General features: G+C 68.6%; 12 protein-coding genes and 2 pseudogenes. 5 read left to right on the top strand and 9 right to left on the bottom strand.

What is annotated here, in order from left to right; translation table 11 throughout:
- The first annotated feature begins 151 nt into the window (after nucleotides 1-151).
- Nucleotides 152-700 (top strand): FHA domain-containing protein, encoded by a 549-nt coding sequence (locus ABZ707_RS05645; protein ID WP_360168225.1) that lies wholly within the window; start codon nucleotides 152-154, stop codon nucleotides 698-700.
- An 82-nt stretch (nucleotides 701-782) separates the two neighbouring features.
- On the opposite strand, the gene treY is transcribed toward ABZ707_RS05645, so the two are convergent.
- The 3 genes from treY to glgX all read right to left on the bottom strand — a co-directional run bounded on the left by treY (nucleotide 783) and on the right by glgX (nucleotide 6,193).
- Nucleotides 783-3,137 carry a malto-oligosyltrehalose synthase gene (gene treY / locus ABZ707_RS05640; RefSeq protein WP_360168222.1) on the bottom strand — a complete coding sequence of 785 codons (2,355 nt, stop codon included), beginning with the start codon at nucleotides 3,135-3,137 and terminating at the stop codon, nucleotides 783-785.
- 84 nt (nucleotides 3,138-3,221) lie between these two features.
- Nucleotides 3,222-3,998: a GNAT family N-acetyltransferase gene (locus tag ABZ707_RS05635; protein WP_360168219.1), complete on the bottom strand. Its 777-nt coding sequence runs from the start codon at nucleotides 3,996-3,998 to the stop codon at nucleotides 3,222-3,224.
- 74 nt (nucleotides 3,999-4,072) lie between these two features.
- Nucleotides 4,073-6,193: a glycogen debranching protein GlgX gene (glgX, locus tag ABZ707_RS05630; RefSeq protein ID WP_360168216.1), complete on the bottom strand. Its 2,121-nt coding sequence runs from the start codon at nucleotides 6,191-6,193 to the stop codon at nucleotides 4,073-4,075.
- Nucleotides 6,194-6,591: 398 nt separating this feature from the next.
- Here glgX and ABZ707_RS05625 point away from each other — a divergent pair, with 398 nt between their 5' ends.
- The 3 genes and pseudogenes from ABZ707_RS05625 to ABZ707_RS05615 all read left to right on the top strand — a co-directional run bounded on the left by ABZ707_RS05625 (nucleotide 6,592) and on the right by ABZ707_RS05615 (nucleotide 9,061).
- Nucleotides 6,592-7,821, top strand: coding sequence for an SAV2148 family HEPN domain-containing protein (locus tag ABZ707_RS05625; RefSeq protein WP_360168213.1), 1,230 nt, complete (start codon nucleotides 6,592-6,594; stop codon nucleotides 7,819-7,821).
- 134 nt (nucleotides 7,822-7,955) lie between these two features.
- Nucleotides 7,956-8,255 (top strand): annotated as a pseudogene (locus ABZ707_RS05620) (exonuclease domain-containing protein); the annotation flags it as partial.
- A gap of 92 nt (nucleotides 8,256-8,347) precedes the next feature.
- A complete protein-coding gene (locus tag ABZ707_RS05615; RefSeq protein ID WP_360168210.1) occupies nucleotides 8,348-9,061 on the top strand; it encodes a 3'-5' exonuclease in 714 nt (237 codons plus the stop codon).
- Between the two features lie 9 nt (nucleotides 9,062-9,070).
- Here ABZ707_RS05615 and ABZ707_RS05610 read toward each other — a convergent pair whose 3' ends face one another.
- The 4 genes from ABZ707_RS05610 to ABZ707_RS05595 form a co-directional block, all read right to left on the bottom strand.
- Nucleotides 9,071-10,570: a S1 RNA-binding domain-containing protein gene (locus ABZ707_RS05610; protein WP_360168207.1), complete on the bottom strand. Its 1,500-nt coding sequence runs from the start codon at nucleotides 10,568-10,570 to the stop codon at nucleotides 9,071-9,073.
- Between the two features lie 562 nt (nucleotides 10,571-11,132).
- Nucleotides 11,133-13,166, bottom strand: a complete 2,034-nt coding sequence (locus tag ABZ707_RS05605) for a hypothetical protein (protein ID WP_360168204.1) — start codon at nucleotides 13,164-13,166, stop codon at nucleotides 11,133-11,135.
- Nucleotides 13,166-14,527, bottom strand: coding sequence for a hypothetical protein (locus ABZ707_RS05600; RefSeq protein ID WP_360168201.1), 1,362 nt, complete (start codon nucleotides 14,525-14,527; stop codon nucleotides 13,166-13,168). The genes ABZ707_RS05605 and ABZ707_RS05600 overlap by 1 nt, the downstream gene beginning before the upstream one ends.
- Before the next feature lie 446 nt (nucleotides 14,528-14,973).
- Complete coding sequence (locus tag ABZ707_RS05595; RefSeq protein WP_319679533.1) at nucleotides 14,974-16,452, bottom strand: site-specific integrase; 1,479 nt, start codon at nucleotides 16,450-16,452, stop codon at nucleotides 14,974-14,976.
- Between the two features lie 67 nt (nucleotides 16,453-16,519).
- On the opposite strand from ABZ707_RS05595, the pseudogene ABZ707_RS05590 reads away from it, so the two are divergent.
- Nucleotides 16,520-16,921 (top strand): annotated as a pseudogene (locus tag ABZ707_RS05590) (3'-5' exonuclease); the annotation flags it as partial.
- Nucleotides 16,922-16,949: 28 nt separating this feature from the next.
- Here ABZ707_RS05590 and ABZ707_RS05585 read toward each other — a convergent pair.
- Nucleotides 16,950-17,813 (bottom strand): aminoglycoside phosphotransferase family protein, encoded by an 864-nt coding sequence (locus ABZ707_RS05585; protein ID WP_360168197.1) that lies wholly within the window; start codon nucleotides 17,811-17,813, stop codon nucleotides 16,950-16,952.
- A 229-nt stretch (nucleotides 17,814-18,042) separates the two neighbouring features.
- Nucleotides 18,043-18,228, bottom strand: coding sequence for a CsbD family protein (locus tag ABZ707_RS05580; protein WP_360168194.1), 186 nt, complete (start codon nucleotides 18,226-18,228; stop codon nucleotides 18,043-18,045).
- Between the last annotated feature and the right edge of the window lie 126 nt (nucleotides 18,229-18,354).

Below are 18,354 nucleotides of genomic sequence, written 5' to 3'. Positions count from 1 at the left end.
CCGTCCGGTACGGAGGCCCGCGTCCCGCCGCCGCCCTCCGCGCGCGGTCTCCGGAGCCGTCCGTTCCGGTGCAGGTCAGCGAGGCGCCGGGAGCGGTGGAAACCCCTGAGCGTCTGGACACCCCAGGGCCGCCGGACAGACAATCATTTCTGTGACGTCGTCCTCCGAGTTCCACACGTATCCCGCGCGGCTCTCCGACGCCGAGCGCGACCGTGTCCTCGCGGTGCTCAGGGAGGGAGCGGCGCAGGGCAAGCTGTCGCACGACACCTTCCTGCACCGGATGGATCTCGCGCTGGCCGCCCGCAGGGCGGACGAACTGAAGATGCTCACCGCGGATCTGGAGTCCGAAGGCCGCTGGTCACGAAGGCTGTTCGGGACGGTGGGCCGGGTGTCCGCGTTCTCGCTGCGGCTGCGCAGGGCCTGGCAGGTCGAACGGCTGCCGAAACTCCTGATGCCACAGCCGAGTCCGTATCCGCTGCGCATCGGCCGTGACCCGGCGAACGGGCTGCGGCTCAGCCATGACACGGTCTCCCGGCTGCACGCCGAACTCAGCATGCAGGGCGGGCTGTGGGTCCTGCGCGACCTCGGCTCGACCAATGGCACCACCGTCAACGGACGGCGGGTGACCTCGACGGTCGTCGTGCGCGACGGTGACATGGTCAGCTTCGGGCAGATGAGTTTCCGGCTCGCCTCCCACTGACCGTCCGCCGGCGCCGGCGCGGGGCCGGGCGCCCGGCCCCGCGACAACACAGCGGCACGGCGGCGCCGCTGTGCCGCCGCCGTCAGCTCCGGCGGCTGAGCAGTGCCACGGGCCGGTCGGAGAACAGCTCGGCCAGATCCACCGGAGCGCCGCCCTCGAATTCCCTTTCCGGGGACGTGAGCAGATCCGACCACCGTCCCGGGGGCAGCACCAGCTCCGTCCCGGCCCAGCCGCCCGCCTCCGCGAGCCGCAGCGGGAGCCGGGTGACGGCCGTGACCACCTCGCCCGAGCGGCAGAAGGCCAGACAGTGCGCGGCGGCCGGACCGGTCGCGTGCAGCGGGGCGTAGGTACCGGACTCGGCGAACACCCCGGGCCGGTCCCGGCGCAGCCGCAGCGCCGCCGTCGTGACCACCGTCTTCTCGTCGGGCGGTCCGGTCCGGAACCGCTCACGGTTGTCGGGGTCCACCAGCGCGAAGTACTCGCGCTCCGTGCCCTGGTAGAGGTCGGGCACACCCGGCATGGTGAGCTGCACCAGCGCCGCGCCCAGCGCACTGGTCCGTACATACGGGGCGAGGGCCCGGGTGAACCGCGCGACCGTCCGGCGGCCGGGCCCGGCCGGGCCCGCCTCCACGAAGTCGGTCACGGCCTGCTCGTACAGCGGATCGGTCTCCGTCCAGCTCGTGTGCAGCCCGGCCTCCCGCACGGACTTCAGCAGCGCGGGCACCATGCGCGAGGCGTCCGGGACACCGGAGTCCGCCGCCGGGGTGAAGCCCACCGCCGTCTGCCATGCCTGCCACGCCAGCAGCGGATCCGGGGCCGGCACCCCGGCCAGCCGCTTCAGCAGCTCCGCCCACCGTTCCGGGCATTCGGACAGCACGGCGATCCCCGCGCGTACATCCGCGCTGCGCTTGGTGTCGTGCGTGGTCAGCACCGTCCCGGTGGCCGGCCAGTCGCGCGCCAGCCTGGCGCAGTACGCGTGGAACCGTTCCGGGCTCACCGCAGGACCGCCCGGATCGCCACCCACCTCGTTCGCGGAGATCAGCGGCACATAGCGGTAGAAGGCGGTGTCCTCCACGGACTTGGCGCGCAGCGCGGACGAGGTCTGGGCGAAGCGCGCGCAGAACGCGGTCTGGTCCGGGCCCGTACCGAGCCTGCCGAGCGCCAGCTCCCGCACCACGTCCACGGCCGTCGCCTCCCGCTCGACCGTGAACGCGGCCTTCGCCTGGCGCACCGCCTCCTCCGGGACCGCCGCCTCCGCGGCCTCGGGGCTGGGGCCGCCGGCCGTGGTGTACGGGCGGTAGACCGGCACGCGTACCAGCAGTTCCCTGATGGCCGTGGCCAGTGCCCAGGGCGCGTGGTCGCGCAGTGCGGGATCGGCGGCGCAGACGCGCTGGGCCGTCCGGGTCAGGAAAGCGGTCTCGGCGGCCAGTTCATGGACGACCACCTTGTACGCGGCCCGGCGCACCGTCCCTTCCCAGTAGCCGCCGCGGTCCCCGGCGGGGCCGGTGATGTCGCGGTAGCTCCGTTCGAGCTCGGCGGCGCCCGCCGGGTCGGTGAACAGACCGTCGACATGGCGCAGCGCGTCGTAGCCGGTGGTGCCGGCGACCGGCCAGCCGGCGGGCAGCGTTTCGTCGCCGGTGAGGATCTTCTCCACGACCGTCCAGCAGTCGCCGCCCGTCGCCTCGTTCAGCCGGCGCAGATAGTCCTCCGGGTCGGCGAGGCCGTCCGGGTGGTCGATGCGCAGCCCTTCGACGACTCCGTCCCGTACCAGCTCCAGGATCTTGGCATGGGTGGCGGCGAAGACCTCCGGATCCTCCACCCGGACTCCGATCAGCTCGGAGATGGTGAAGAAGCGGCGGTAATTGAGCTCGGTGCGGGCCAGCCGCCACCAGGCGAGCCGGTAGTGCTGGGCGTCCAGCAGCGCTGGCAGGGGGAGCCCCTCGGTGCCGGGCGCGAGCGGAAAGCGCTGCTCGCCGTGGTGCAGCACGCCGTTCTCGACGCGCAGCTCGCTCAGTTCGTCCCCGATCGGGCCCGGCAGCACGGGCAGCAGCAGCTTGCCGTCGCCCGCCGTCCAGTCGATGTCGAACCAGCGGGCGTAGGCGGAGTCCCGGCCCTCCCGCAGGACCTCCCACAGGGCGTGGTTGTGGCGGGGGGCCGCGGCCATGTGGTTGGGCACGATGTCGAGGACGAGTCCGAGCCCGTGTTCACGGGCCGTGCGGGCGAGCTGCCGCAGCCCCGCCTCACCGCCCAGCTCGGCCCGTACGGACGCGTGGTCGACGACGTCATAGCCGTGCGTCGAGCCCGGAACGGCCTCCAGTACCGGGGACAGATGCAGATGCGAGACCCCGAGCGCGGCGAGATACGGCACCGCTTTCTCGGCGGCCGAGAAGGGGAAGTCCGGCTGGAGCTGCAGCCGGTAGGTCGCGGTGGGCGTCATGCGATCGAACGTACCCAGCTCTGCGGCTTCTGTGTCATCGGCTCATGCGGACGGCCGGAAGGCGCGGGCGCGCCCGCGCCTGATCTACGGCTCGTACAGATACGGCGTGGTCGTGCTCAGCGACGCGAACCCCAGCCGCCGCAGGATCGGGCGGCTCTCGTCCGAGGCGTCGACCTGGAGGAAGCGACAGCCGTGGGCGGCGGCGATCCGGGCGCGATGGGCGATCAGGGCCCGGTAGACGCCCCGGCCGCGCCAGTCCCGCACCGTGCCTCCGCCCCACAGCCCGGCGAACGGCGTGCCCGGCACCAGCTCCATCCGGGCCGCGCTCACCGGCCGCTCGCCCGCCATGGCGACCACCGCCGAGAAGGTGTCCGGCGCTCCGGAGAGCTGGTTCAGCAGCCGTTGTCTGAGCCGGCCGCCGTCCGTGCCGAACGCCTGCTCATGGACGTCCACGACGAGATCCACGCCCGCCGCGTCGGTCACGGGCAGCAGCCGCACCCCGCCCGGCGGCTCACCGGCGGGCCGCAGCTCCCCGATGTCGGCGACCATGAGGGCCTCCGTGGGTCCGGAGGTGAATCCGGCGGACAGCAGCCGCCCGGCGAGGTCGCCCGGCCGGTCATGGGCGTACAGCTTCCACTCGAACTCGCGTCCGAGTGCGGTGAAGTACTCCACCTGGGCCGCGATCGCCGCCGCCGCCGTCGTCCCGTCCAGGTCCGACCAGAGGATTCCGTTCCAGTCGTCGGCGGCGCCGACCTGGCGTACGACTCCGCCGACGCGTTCGACCCGGGCCCCGGGGGAGTCGGCCCGCGCCTGCTCGCGGGTCTCCCGGTCGAACTGGGCCAGTACCGCTTGGTGATCCATCCGGCGATTGGAGCACCGGCCGGGCGGTGCGGCAACCGGATTTCCCCGCGCCGCCCCGCCCGCCGTGCGACGCCCTACGCGGGCCGCATCAGTACCGTCATGCTGCGGCCGATCATGGTGATCCGCTCGCCACCGTCGACCTTCTCTCCCTGGCCCGGCGCCACGCCCTCCGGGCGAGCCGTGTCCACGATGATCTGCCACTGCCGGCCGTGGTTCACCGGCACCACGAATTCCAGCTCCTCGGCGCTCGCGTTGAACATCAGCAGGAACGAGTCGTCCGAGATCCGCTCACCGCGCGGTCCTGGCTCGGAGATCGCGTGACCGTTCAGAAAGACGGTCATGGCCTGCGCGTGCGCCGCCTGCCAGTCCCGCTGTGTCATCTCCTCGCCCTCGGGGGTGAACCACGAGATGTCCGACAGGTCGTCGTGCGTCCCCTCGACCGGACGCCCGTGGAAGAAGCGCCGGCGCCGGAACACGGGATGGTCGCGCCGCAGCCACACCATCGCCTGGGTGAAGGCCAGCATGCCGGTGTCGGCCTTTTCGTCCTGCTCGGGCCAGTGCACCCAGGAGACCTCGTTGTCCTGGCAGTACGCGTTGTTGTTGCCGCCCTGCGTACGGGCGAACTCGTCGCCGTGGCTGAGCATCGGCACGCCCTGCGAGAGCATCAGCGTCGCGATGAAATTGCGCATCTGACGATTCCGCAGCTCCAGGATCTCGGGATCGTCCGTGTCCCCCTCCACCCCGCAGTTCCACGACCGGTTGTGGCTCTCGCCGTCCCGGTTGCCCTCGCAGTTGGCCTCATTGTGCTTGTCGTTGTACGAGACCAGGTCGTGCAGGGTGAAGCCGTCGTGGCAGGTGGTGAAGTTGATGGAGGCCAGCGGCCGGCGGCCGTCGTCCTGGTAGAGATCGGAGGAGCCGGTGAGCCGGGACGCGAACTCCGCCAGGGTCCTGGGCTCGCCCCGCCACAGGTCCCGCACGGTGTCCCGGTACTTTCCGTTCCACTCGGTCCACAGCGGCGGGAAGTTCCCCACCTGATAGCCGCCCTCGCCCACGTCCCAGGGCTCCGCGATCAGTTTCACCTGGCTGACCACCGGGTCCTGCTGCACCAGGTCGAAGAAGGACGAGAGCCGGTCCACCTCGTGGAACTGGCGGGCCAGCGTCGCCGCGAGATCGAAGCGGAAACCGTCGACGTGCATCTCCGTCACCCAGTACCGCAGCGAGTCCATGATGAGCTGAAGCACGTGCGGGCTGCGCATCAGCAGCGAGTTCCCAGTCCCCGTGGTGTCCGTGTAGTACCGGGCGTTGTCGGCGAGCCGGTAGTACTGGGTGTTGTCCAGGCCGCGGAACGAGAGCGTCGGACCGAGGTGGTTGCCCTCCGCCGTGTGGTTGTAGACGACGTCGAGGATGACCTCGATCCCGGCCCGGTGCAGGGCGCGGACGGCCTGCTTGAACTCCAGGACCTGCTCGCCCCGGTCCCCCCAGGACGCGTAGGCGTTGTGCGGGGCGAAGAAACCGATGGTGTTGTAGCCCCAGTAGTTACTGAGGCCGGCGTCCACCAGCCGGTGGTCGTTGACGAACTGGTGCACCGGCATCAGTTCCAGCGCGGTGACACCCAGTTCCGTCAGGTGTTCGATGACCGCCGGATGGGCGAGGCCCGCGTAGGTGCCGCGCAGCTCGTCCGGCAGTTCCGGGTGGAGCATGGTCAGGCCCTTCACATGGGCCTCGTAGAGCACGGTGCGGTGGTAGTCGGTACGCGGCAGCCGGTCGTCACCCCAGTCGAAGTAGGGATTGACGACGACCGAGGACATCGTGTGGGGCGCGGAGTCCATGTCGTTGCGCGAGTCCGGCTTGCCGAAGTGGTAGCCGTACACCGCCTCGCCCCACTCGATGCTGCCGCTGATCGCACGCGCGTACGGATCGAGGAGCAGCTTGGCGGAGTTGCACCGCTGCCCCCGCTCCGGTTCGTAGGGCCCGTGGACCCGGAAGCCGTAGCGCTGGCCGGGCATGATGCCCGGCAGATACGCGTGGCGTACGAACGCGTCGCTCTCGCGCAGTTCCACCGCCGTTTCTGAACCGTCGTCGTGCAGGAGGCACAACTCGATCCGGTCGGCGGCCTCCGAATAGACCGCGAAGTTGGTACCGGCGCCGTCGTAGGTGGCGCCGAGGGGATACGCCTGTCCCGGCCAGACCTGCATAGATATGACTCTTCCATTTCTGATCCGGGTGCTGCGGGGCTCTTGAGCCAGATCTTCCCCGAAAGTGCCGTCTCCACCTAGGAACCCGATGGGTTCTTGCCGGTTCTTGCCGGTTCTTGTTCCCGGGCGACCGCCGGGGCGGGGCCGGAGTCAACTTTGTGTTCCCCGCCGTCGCCCCGGTTCCTGGCCGGTCTCCATGGTCCCGCCCGTCCCAGGGAGCCGAGGTCCCGACCGTCCCAAATCGCCGCCAACCAGCACATTCCCTTCGATGCCGCCGTACGGAACGCGCCTCCCGAACCGGGCAGTTGAGTGAGGAGCCTGTGCAACCGGCTGCACCGCCTCGGGTCGGCGGAGTACCCTTCCTTGATCGTTGAAGGGGGAGGGAAGGCGGTGCGCGGGTGAGCTCGGGAGGGCTGGAGCTACCCCCCGGTGACGCAGGTCACGAGGGGGAATCCGGCGACATCCCGCCCGGAGCGGTCTCCCTCGCGCGGCCGATGGAGATCGGGGCGGAACTGGACTGGGGCGCGGAGGCCTGGGGCGAGGTCCGCACCCGCGCGCAGCGGGCCGGCCGGGCCTATATCTGGCTGAATCTTGTGGAACAGCGGCTGCGCGCGGTTGTCACCGCGGTCCTGCGGCCCATCTACGAGCCGGTCCACGGCGAGGAGTGGGTGGTCGCCGCCGCCGGGCCCGCCGGTCAGGAGTGGGTCCAGCGTGCCGTCGCCGTACGGGAGGTCTCGCGCCGCAAGGGCTATCTGCTCGACCCGGCCGACGACAATGTCCTGAGCTTTCTCACCCTGCCGCAGCTCCGGGAGCTGATGGTCCAGCACTGGCCCTGCTTCGAACCTTATTTCGACGACCGTCGTGATGTGGAGCTGGCACTCGACGAGCTGGAAGTCGCGCGGAACGTCGTGTCGCGCAATCGCGCGCTCTCCGAGACGGTCCTGGCCCAGGCCGAGCGGGCGTCGGCCCGGCTGCTGGAGATCCTGGGAGGCGGCGGGGTGCCGTCCGCCTCGCGGCTCCGGGTCGACGCGGTCGAGGACCTGGTCGGCGACCGGTACGCGGATGTGGTCTCCGTCCACCCCGACCGGGTCAGACTGCAACGCCAGATTCCGGCGGAGGATCTCTTCGGCGGGGCCCGGCGTGTCGACGCGATCGGCATCGGGCTGAATCTGCTGGTCCAGAACTTCTCGGGACGCCGGCTGGTCCGGCTCGCCGAATCGGGCTGCCGGATACGGCTGGTCTTCCTGAACCCGGCGAGCAGCGCGGTCAAGCGCCGTGAGCGCGAGCTGGCCCTCAAGAAGGGCGAACTGAGCCGTTCGGTGGAGATGAACATCCTCCATATGCGGCGGGTGCGCTCCCGGCTGCGCGACCCGGGAGCCTTCGAGATCCATGTCTTCGACGAGACACCGCGCTTCACCGCGTATCTGGTCGACGGTGACGGTCCCGACGGTCTCGCCGTCGTGCAGTCCTATCTGCGCCGGGCACGCGGCATGGAGGCGCCGGTGCTCGTCCTGCGGGGCGGCGGGCGCGAGGTGGTGCGCTCCGGGTACGAGCCGGAGCACGGTCTCTTCCAGACCTATCGCGAGGAGTTCGAGTCGGTCTGGACGGATTCACGCCCGGTCTCCTGAGCCGCGTGGCCCGGCGCCGGACCCGGCAGGGGCGACCCGTCGCGGGGCGCTGTCAGTGCCGCGTGGCAGGGTGACTGTCCGACGGGGGAAGCACCAACGGGGGAAGCACCACCGCATTGTGAGGGAGGGCCACGATGACTTGGCACGGAGAGCCGCTGGTCGGTTTTGATCTGGAGACGACCGGCACGGAGCCGCTGGAGGCCCGGATCGTGACGGCCGCGGTCGTCGAGGTCCGGGGCGGCGAGGTGAGGGGGCAGCGGACCTGGCTCGCCGATCCGGGCATCCGTATCCCCGCCCAGGCGTCCGCGGTCCATGGCATCAGCAGCGAGCGGGCGGCCTCGGAGGGACGCCCGGCGCGCGAGGTGGCCGGCGAGATCGCCCACGTCCTCGCCGGGTACTGGGCGCGCGGGGTGCCCGTCGTGGCGTACAACGCGCCGTTTTATCCCCGCACGCCAGACACGTCTCAGGCGTCTCATGGTGAAGTGCGACGCCAGCCGGCAGTCCACGCCGGAATGAGGGCCGCGTGATGAGCTGGATCAGTGGGCCGTTGATGGCCTTCGACCTGGAGACCACGGGCACTGACGTCGAGACCGACCGCATTGTGACGGCGGCAGTCGTGCAGTTGGGTCCGGACGGAGCCGTCGCAGAGGAACGGACCTGGCTGCTCAATCCAGGAGTGGCGATACCAGAACAGGCATCGGCGATCCATGGCATCTCGACGGCCCATGCTCGCGAGCACGGGGCACCTGCCGCCTCCGCCATTGAGGAGATCGCGCAGGCCGTCGCCGAAGGGCTGCGTCTTGGGACGCCGCTGGTGGTGATGAACGCACGCTACGACCTGTCACTGCTGGATCGCGAGTGTCGGCGCTACGAGGTCGCGTCGGTCAGCGAGCGGCTGGGCAGTGTGCCTGCGCCCGTCATCGATCCGCTGGTGATCGACAAGCACGTCGACAAGTACCGGAGAGGCAAGCGGGCCCTCCACGCCTTGTGTGCTCACTACGGTGTGTCGCTCGATGACGCGCACAACGCGAGGGCCGATGCCGTGGCCGCTGCCCGCGTGGTGCGACGCATGGGTGAGAAGCACCAGCCCGTCGGCCTGATGCCGTTGGCGGCTCTGCATGACCTTCAGGTGCGCGCGGCGGCTGAACAGTCGGTCTCTTTGCAGGCCTATCTGCGGCGGACTGCGGATTCAAAGGCAGTCGTCGAGCCGGCCTGGCCGCTCATTCCCCGGAGGCGATGACCACGCGGGTCAGCCCTCCCCGGGGGCGAGAGCCTGGAGGTGGGAGAGGGTGATCCGACGCCGTGGAAGGTCGACGTTCACAATCTTCACGGTGAGGGTGTCTCCGACCTGGACCACGTCCTCGGGCTGAACGACGGGTCCTTCGGCCAGCTCGGTGAGGTGCACCAGGCCTTCGAGGCCGTCCCCTCTGTCTTCGATTCGGACGAAAACGCCGAACGGCACGAGTTTGGTCACGACGCCGGTCACCGTCTGGCCGACCTGCCGTACGAACGGCGGCATCGGGTCCTCTTGCAATGCCTTCAGGGACAACGGCACACGCTCGCGCACCAGGTCGACGTCGAGGATCTCGGCCGAGATTTCCTGGCCGACAGTGACGACGTCAGAGGGGTGCTCGAAGCGGCGCCAGGACAGTTCGGGGATGTTGATCATCGCGATGAAGCCGCCGATGTCCACAAAGGTCACACCGAAGCTAGCGATCTCGGTGACCGTGCCGGTGCAGATCTGCCCGCGGTGGAGAGTCTTCAGGAAGGCCCAGTTCCGATCGCTCGGGGTCGGCTCGGTCCTCCACCGGGCTCGCAAGACGCCGTCGATATCGGGCAGGACCGCACTGAACAGTGGGTGGCGTTCGTCGACGGTCAAAGACAGAGCCGTGGCAGCACGGGCGCCTGCCATCCGGGCGGCCAGCTCCTGGTAGTCGGACTCGTCGACCACCGTGCTGGAGAGAGCCCCGCTCTCGTCCTCCCATACGAACTCGACCGGACCTTCGTCGGGAAGCGAGGCGAGGACCACGTCGACATCGGTGGACAAGTCAGGCCAGACGGTCAACTGGGCACGCGGGGTGAGTCGGGCGCGTACCGCATCGAGTGTGTCTTCGGTGAGGCGGTGCCAGCGGGAGGCATTGTGGAGATACCCCTCCTCCAATATCGCTGCGTGCCGCATGGCGATGGACCAGCGCAGACGGGCCCAGAAGTCCTCGTCGGCGGGCCGCTGCACGCCGGGCTCGTCAAAGTCCGCGTCGTAGGGCGAGGCCTCCAGCCGCTCCGGGAAGAGACCGAGAGCCCGAGTGTGGGCAACGGCGCGCTCGCAGGGCTTGTTGCTGCTGACGTAGACGTACTGGTCCCAGCCGACCTGCACGTCGAACTTGTCCTCCACCGCCAGACGGCACCAGGCACCGTTTTCGCGGAGCATGACACGGACCAGCTCCAGACCGACGGAGAGGGGCACCTCCGCACCGTCGTGGAACCCGCTGAGGTCGGGTGGGAAGAGCTCGGCAAGGCCGTGATCGTCGACCGCCGGCTCCAGGCCGAAGTGGGCAAGGCCGGAGATCCCCGGCTCACGAATGGCCAGGCGGATGATGCCGGTGTCCTCGGCGAAGGCGGCAACCGCTTGCAGATATGCAGCCTCGACCGGTCCGTGGTCGTTGGTCGTGTCCTCAGCGCCGATGTAGCTGCCGTGCTCGTCGCGGTCGGCAGGGTCGTACTTGGTGATCCGGTAGACGAAAGGCGGCACGTTGCTCCCCGTGGTTGTCGACGATGCTTGCTCAGCGGCCGATCTCGTGATCGGGAGCGTAGTGCGGGGTCCAGCGCAGCTCCGCCCGATCTGCCTCGTCACCTGCGAGGATGGCCATCGGGATCACCTTCTGCAAGCGAGATATCGTGCCGCATCGGGCCGAGTAGATCAGCGACGATCGATGCGAGTGACGCGATCGCTTCGGTCGGCCGCCCTGGAGAGACGTTGATTCTCCAGGGTGAGGAGCTGAACCTGTTGTGCGAGGACGTTGATCGAGGAGCGTAGCTCCCGCACCTCGCGCGCATGCTCTTGGCGGAGCCGGCGCTCGGCACCCTTCAGAGCCTGGACCTCCTGCCGGAGGGAAGTTGAAGGTGCGGCTGCTGCTTCTCGATCGGCTACGAGGTTTCGGAACTCTGCCAGAACATGGGGGTAGCGGTAGGCGCTGGCTCTGCTGACGCTGGCTTCAACGGCGAGTGAGGCCACGGTCAGGGAACCGTCGCTACGGGTGGGCTCTCCTCGGAGTAGGCGTTCGGAAGCCGCTCGGAGGGCTGATTCGGTTGCGTCAGTCGTTGGCACAGTCGATACCCTCGATCACTTTGGTGACGTCGTTGAGGTGCCCTCGCAGAGCCGTTCGCTGGAGATCGGAGAGACCGACGAAGGCCAGCGCGCGCTCGGTGTCTCCGCGTGCTGCTTCCCAACCGCTGCGATGCCGGGTCGTGATGGTCGAGTTCCCACAGCGATCGGGACGGCAGCTGTTGAGTAGAGGCCGGTCCTCGCCGCTCGGTGTGCGGCAAAGGGCGGTCTCGGGCTGGTAGTAGCAGTCGTTGAGCGTGCCGACATGCAGGGTGCGAGCGGAAGCCTTGAGCATGGCGTGCAGGCGGCGCTCATCGACCAACCTGCCCGGGAAGTCCCGGAGCTCCTTCTGGACACGTGCGAACTCGTTGTCGGTCCGTGGTCCGCCTGGGGATGTCGAGCGTACGCCTGCCTTGAAATCCTCGTAGCGCTCGACGACATCGGCCAAGCGGGCCAGCGCCTCCTCAGTAGCTACCTCCGCGCGAAAACCGGAGGAGGAAGTGCCCGCGTACCCCTCGAACATGGCCACGGAGAGATGCTTGTACTGAATCATCCCGGCCACGGTGCCGAACGGACGGTGTGCGATGTGCCAGGCCACGGTCCTGCGGAACTGGCGGGTCGTGAGATTCCACGGTTCCCCATCGACATCGGGTACCGGGTAGTCGACGTCCGCGCAGTGCGTCAGGAACTCGTTGAGGTTGTCATTCATGCGGTTGGCGGAGATCGTCGAATGCGGACGGCCAGCTACCGGCCGGCAGAACAGCAGGTCACGGTGGGGCAGGTGTTCCAGGACATTGATGGCGTGTGTGACGGGTTCGATGACGATCCAGCTCTCTGATGTGCCCCGCCCGCCTTTGACGAGCTGCGAGCGCACCTTGTGCCGGACGACGACGCCGTCAGCACTACGCTCGGTGTAGTGGCAACCGTTACGGAGTTCTTTGACTTCGGAGTCGCGCATGCCTGACAGATAGGCGATGAGGATGTAGCAGGCGGCTCGCAGGAGACGTTCCTCGTGGGGGATCGCGGGAGGGCTGAATCTCTCACGCCAAGGCTGCCCGCTCTGCGGGTGGAGCGTGATGGGTGTGTCCATGCCGCCGATCTCAGGCCCCAGCTGTTGCAAAGCGCGGTCGATGCGGTCGTTGTACGAGCTACCGGCGATCGCCTGGCCGGCTCCTGACTTCCGCATGATGTACGTGTACGCGGGCGAACCGGCCAGGTGGGGTTGGCGACCGGTTCCGTCCAGCACCGGGACGCCCCGTCCGTCGGCCGCGAGGCTGTCGAGATAGCGGTTCAGCCGGGTGAGAGACAGCCCGTGGATCTCCTCCACGGAGGCCTCCAACGCCGTCAGCTCGGCTCGTGCGTGGATGATGTCGGGTGCCGCAGTGTGGACGTAGAACAGGGCAGCCTGGACCAGCGGGGCGATGACCTGCGGTGGGATACGGGGAGTCTGGTTCTCGTGTTTGCGCACCATCGGACCTCCGATGACGCGAGAGAGAGGGCGCCCGTTCCACGGATTCAGCTCCAGCGCGTCCGTCGGCATGGCTTCTGCAGCGAGGTGAAGACGCGGAATCACCTGGAGCCGTTGACGCAAGCTGCTCTGCACCAGGCCTTCCCCGCGGCAGCTGGCCAGGTAGGAGTCCAGGACTGGCTGCGTCACCGCGCGCAGGCGAATCCCATCGTGCTCAGTGTCGAGGAACCGGAGGAAGCACCGCAGATTCCACCACTCCGCCGCTACTGTCGAGATGGAGGGCAGCGGGCCACGAACCGGACGGGTGTTGAGCCTCCAGAAGAGGAATTCGCGAGCGGCCTCGCGCCGTGCGGCATTGCTGAGTGAGTGGAAGTCGATGAGGAACTCGCTGGCGTAGCGGTTTCCTGCGTGACCTGCGACCGCAAGGTTCCAGACGTGGTCCGCGAATTGGGGCACGGTGGCAGGATCGTCGGCGAGAGGACGCCCGGAGAGAACGGGTGTCGTGCCGACAGGGCGGATGCTGCCCTCACTGGTTGACAGGGGCTGCGCCGACATCAGTGGCCTCCCAGCAGGGTTTGGGGCAGGAAGATCAGGGACGCGTCAGACTCGGCGACTGCCCTGGCGTGCAGCACGTCTTCCTCACTGAACCTCGGGATGATCAGTTCCAAGATCTGCTGGCGGGCTCTGCCGAAACGCGCCGCCCACTCCTCTGCCGGCGTCTTTGTGCGTTCGGATTCGATGTGGTTGAGAAACGACAGAATGGCTGGGAGCTTCCCTCGGGTGATCACTGCATTGCTGCATCCGAGACAGGCGAAGAAGGACACCGGGCAGGGATTCCCTTTCGTACCGAAGGGCGAGTCGAAGAAGCTGCTGCAGGACGACAACCACAGATCGGACTCGCCGGTCAGAAATTGCGGCAGCGCCAGGTCGGCAGGGCCTGGCGACTCAGTTCCATTCGACGGCGGCTGCCTGAATGCCTCTTCTTCCTCAGGCGTAAGGATGGTGGGCGCCTGTGCGTCCGCCAGCGCGTCCTGCAGGCCGTCTGCCACGGCCTGCTCGTGGAGGCCGCGTAGTGAGGGGATGTCCGCGTAGTGTGCGGCGGCGATGTCTGGGGAATGGCCCTGGACGAACGCCGACATCTTCCCCCCGGTCGTCTTGTACACGGCTGCCTTGTACGTCTTGCGGAGCCGGGACAGGCGGAGGTCGACGGGGCGTCCTTCTTCGGTCAGCTGATGTAGCGAGACGAAGCTCCGGGCCATGTGGCTCGCTGCACCGGCACTGAATTCTGCGGACAGAGGGCCGTCCTTTGTCCGAAACTGCCACAGCGCGGGGGCGCCGGTGGCTTCTCTGACAGACGAGGTAAGGCGTAGTGCCAACCGAATCAGCCCGCCGGGTGAGTTGGGAGAGCCGTCCCGCACCCGGATCGCGTTCCACTCCTGCCCGTGCCGCCGCCGTTTGAGGTACTCGATCTGTACGTAGCCGCGATTCGGATTCTTCAGGCAGTCGGAAGTCAGTTCTCTGGCTGCCTCCAGCTCCATGCCGCTCTCCAGGCAGAACAACAGGAGCAGGGCGAACACGTCCCGGCTGGTCGGGTACAGCAGAGGTGCAAGGCGGCCGGGAGTGTGTGCGTTCGCCAGTTGATTACCGACCGTCTGTGCCAGCATTTGCCTGGTGAATTGTCCGTTCTGGTGACGGATTTCCCAGAGCACGTTGGCATCGGAGTCCCAGCCTGATGTTCGCGGGTCCTGTCCCTGCGCCAGAAGGGCGGGCCCTTGTAGCGTCAGTCGTCGGACTGCATCGTCGACGTCGGCTCGCGCGGCAGCGCGCAACTGGTTGACGATGTGAGGCGAGTAGGCGTCGCGAGGGTAGTACGAGCCGACCGGACCAGCGGATGTGTAGGAGAGCCGTCGGGCCATCGGTGGGGACAGTTCGTGCTCCTTCTCACCGAGTCGGCGCAAGATCCACACGACGTCAGCGATTCGCGCGTAGGGCGTCCGGGAGAACTCCGGGTGGCTCTCTCGAAGGTGGCTCTCGAATCCGTCGAGATGACGCGGAAGGAGGTCGCTTACGCGTATGTCCATCACTTCCGTAGAGTCGAGCCACCGAGCCCAGAGCAGGCAGGAGCGTGCGCGATTGCGGAGCGTATGCGGTGAACCAGTTCCTTGTCCCACGTCACACGAGGCCGCCAACTCGGCTCCCAGTGCCCCCAGCAGCCGCTGCTGAGGCTCCCGCGTCCAGTCCACGACGGCCGGCCGGTTATCCGGGAAGGTGACCTCGATCCTCAAAACTCCGAGCATGGCTGGAGTCGGGTCGACCGGCTGGAGTGCGGGTGCGTTCAACCGGGCGCTGCGCCGCCCCCGGCCTACCACGGGGCTGCTCCCTGCGCCTGAGCAGAGGAGTTGTCGATCTCCTGCGACACGCGATGTGCCGTGTCCACGACCTCGGACGTCCAGGCATCCACCGCGTCGTCGATCAGGGCTTGGGCTTGATCGGTGCAGTCGAGGTAGATGTACGTCGTCGTGATCGAGGAGTGCCCCAACAGACGGCGCAGGTGATCGAGTGGATCGCCGATGATGCGTCGGTACACGCCGTCACCCATCTCGTCCTTCTCCACCGAGCCGATCTGCTCCTGAATCAGTGCAGACAACAGATGCACGGCGAAGGTATGCCTGAGGACGTGGGGTGTGGCGGCGACGTCGATCCCGTACGTACGGCATCTCTCCGAGGCCCGCACGAAGACCGACTCCCAGGCCGACAGGGTCACGGGACGAGCTTCCTGGCCCAGCCAGACGCACGCGGGGCCTAGAGGACGGCCCTGCTCGTCAACGAGGTACAGCCGAGCCCGGACTGCCGGTGTCACGCGTGACCAGGGGAGTTTCCGGAGTCGTCCATCTTGCATGGGAATCCGTACACCTCGCCGGTCGGCCTGGCTCCCCACTACCGCGCCGGTCGGCAGCGGACAGTCGCGGGCGCGCCAGCGGTCGAGCATCAGGGAACGCTCGATCTCCACGTAATCGGCCACGGCACGAAGGACTCGCTTGGGCAAGAGGATCCTGCGCCCCTTGTCCCGTTTGGCGGTCGGCGGCGCCAGGTCGAACGGCACGCTCTTCACGTCTCTCTGGCCGCCCAGGTCCGGGAGCTCCGGCCAGCAGAGCGAAGCGGCCTCCTCGATGCGTAAGCCAGTGGTGACCAACAGCTCTGCCATGAGGGCATTTCGCTCCGCATTACGGCCTCGGAAGGCAGAATCGGTGGTGCCCGTCCGGAACTGACCTCGTAGGCCGATGTCACGAAAGGCCGCATAGCGGTCTACGGAGAGGAACTTCACGTTGCTGCGCTTGGCGGCCTTCTCGACGGCGCGGTTGCTGCGGACGCGTACCTGCTGTCCGAAGTGCGAGTGGCGTGAACTCTCGTAGTACTTGAATGGTGTCCGCTCGATCAGAGCCTCGTCCACCGCCCACGTGTAGAACTTGTCCAAGGCTGCGACCGCCCGGTTCCAGGTTGAAGCCGAGACGACCTGCGTCGGATCGGGAGAGACACGCCGGGCTCGGTGGAACACCGTGACGTCGTCACGGTCCGCGTGCCACACGGTCTTGCCGCGATGTTCCTGGAGGAACCGCCCCCAGGTCAGCAGATCGAGAGCGTACGCGCGCCAGGAGTGAACCGACCTCACCCCGAGGGTCGGAAGGGACCACAGGAAGCGGTTGAGCTGGACGTCGTAGCTGCCGTCGTGGCTGAGGATGAACGGCGCGCCAGCGTGCAAGCCATGTCGTTCAAGTGTCCTTCGAGCATCACTTACCCCGGCCGCTTCCAGCGCGTCCGGGTCCGTGAAGAAGATCTCCATCTGATCGCACCCCCGGTCAATCAACGACGGGGGAGATCGTGAGACACGGTCGTGCGTGGATAAGCCGTTCGATCTGACGCTGCTCGCCGCGGAGCTGAACCGGCACAGCCTGCCGCCGCTCGATCCGATCGGGCCGGTCGTCGACCCGTACACGATCGACCGCGCCGTCGACCGCTTCCGCCGTGGCAAGCGCACGCTGGAGGCGGTCTGCGCGGAGTACGGGGTGGTGCTCGGCACCGCCCATGAAGCGGGAGCCGACGCGCTGGCGGCGGTCCGGGTGGCCACCGCGATAGCCGAACGCCACCCCTCGGTCGCGGCCATGACCCCGGCGGCGCTGCATGAGCGTCAGATCCGGTGGTACGCCGACTGGGCGACGGACTTTCAGCGCTTCCTGCGCCAGAAGGGCAACGCGGACGCGGTGGTCGACCCGGTGTGGCCGCTGCGCGAGCCGGTGGTGCCGGTGTCCTGAGGCGTCGCGGAGGCCGCGCCGTCCGCCCTCAGAACGGGTACCAGCGGACCTCCGGGTCGTTGTCGCGCAACGAGGCGACCCGGCGGCGGAATTCGGCGAGCGCCCTGGGGTTGGTCGGGGCGTGCTGGGCCACCCACGCGCAGCTCGCCGTCTCCCGGGCGCCGCGCAGGACGGCGCAGCCGTCCCATTCGGTGACGTCCCAGCCGTAGGCCGCGGTGAAGGTGTCGTACTCCTCGGCGGACAGGCCGTACCGGTCCCGGGACAGGGCCATGACCACCAGATCGTGCTCGCGGAGGTCCAGGGAGAAGGTCTCCAGATCGACGAGGACCGGGCCGTCCGGGCCGACATGGACATTACGCGGCAGCGCGTCGCCATGGATCGGGCCCGGCGGCAGATGCGGGACGAGCGCGGCGGCGGCCTCGGCGAAGCCGTCCCGGCGCCGCCGCAGATAGTCGGCGTCGGCCGGGTCGATCGCGTCGCCGGCGATCCGCAGCCACCGTTCGACGCCTCCGAGCAGCTCCCGGCGGGGCAGTGCGAAGGAGGGGGCGGGCAGCGCGTGGACCAGACGCAGCAGCGAGGCCAGATCGCCGGGACCGGCCGGCCGGCCGCCGTCCGGCAGCCGGTGCCAGAGGGTCACCGGATGCCCGTCGACCGACCGTGCCTCGGCCTCCGCCGCCCGGACGGCCGGAATGCCGGACTCCGCGAGCCAGTGGGCCAGGGAGACCTCGCGCCGCGCGCGGTCCAGCAGCTCGGTGTGGGCCGTCGCGTCCCGGCCGACCTTGACCACCAGCTCGCCCGTCCGGAACACCGCGTTCTCACCCAGAGCCAGCAGTTCCGCGCCCTGCGGCAGTCCCGCCGCGGCCAGTACCGCCCGCGCCCGCGCCTCGTCCATCGTCCGCTCACTTACTTCCGGTCGTTCCGCGATTCAGCGTGTCGCGCGAATCCGCCGCAGTCTCCCATCCCGGCGGGTTCGCCCCAGAGGCCCGGGGTCCGTCCGCCCCGATGACCGGGCGCGGCCGGGCGGCGGTCGTGCGGAATCCCCGCGTGCCCGAGCCCCCGCCGGCCTTCCGAAGTGAGGCGGGCGGGGGCTCGGTGTCCTTATGGTCAGTCGTGTCGTCCGGTCAGTCGTCGCTCAGAGAGTCCTTCACGCCCTTGGCACGGTCGGCGGCGTCGTCCATGGCGCCCTTGGCCTTGCCCTTGGCCTGGTCGGTCTTGCCCTCGGTCTCCTTGCGGCGGTCGCCGGTGACCTTGCCGGTCATCTCCTTGGCCTTGCCCTTCGCCTTGTCCATGGCGCTGTTGTCGGTCATTGAGGCTCCTTGTTCGATGTGCTCCTTACGGGGCCAACGTAAGACGGAACGGTGCGAACCGCCTGATATAGGGATATGCGCCCCGACCGGTCCGCTCCGGCGGTGCCGGTCCCCGGCCGATCCAGG

It is taken from the genome of Streptomyces sp. NPDC006923 (genome assembly GCF_040635655.1).
GTDB lineage: Bacteria > Actinomycetota > Actinomycetes > Streptomycetales > Streptomycetaceae > Streptomyces.
Note: the sequence above shows the minus strand (reverse complement) of the source record. Positions and strands in the feature narration are given on the sequence as shown.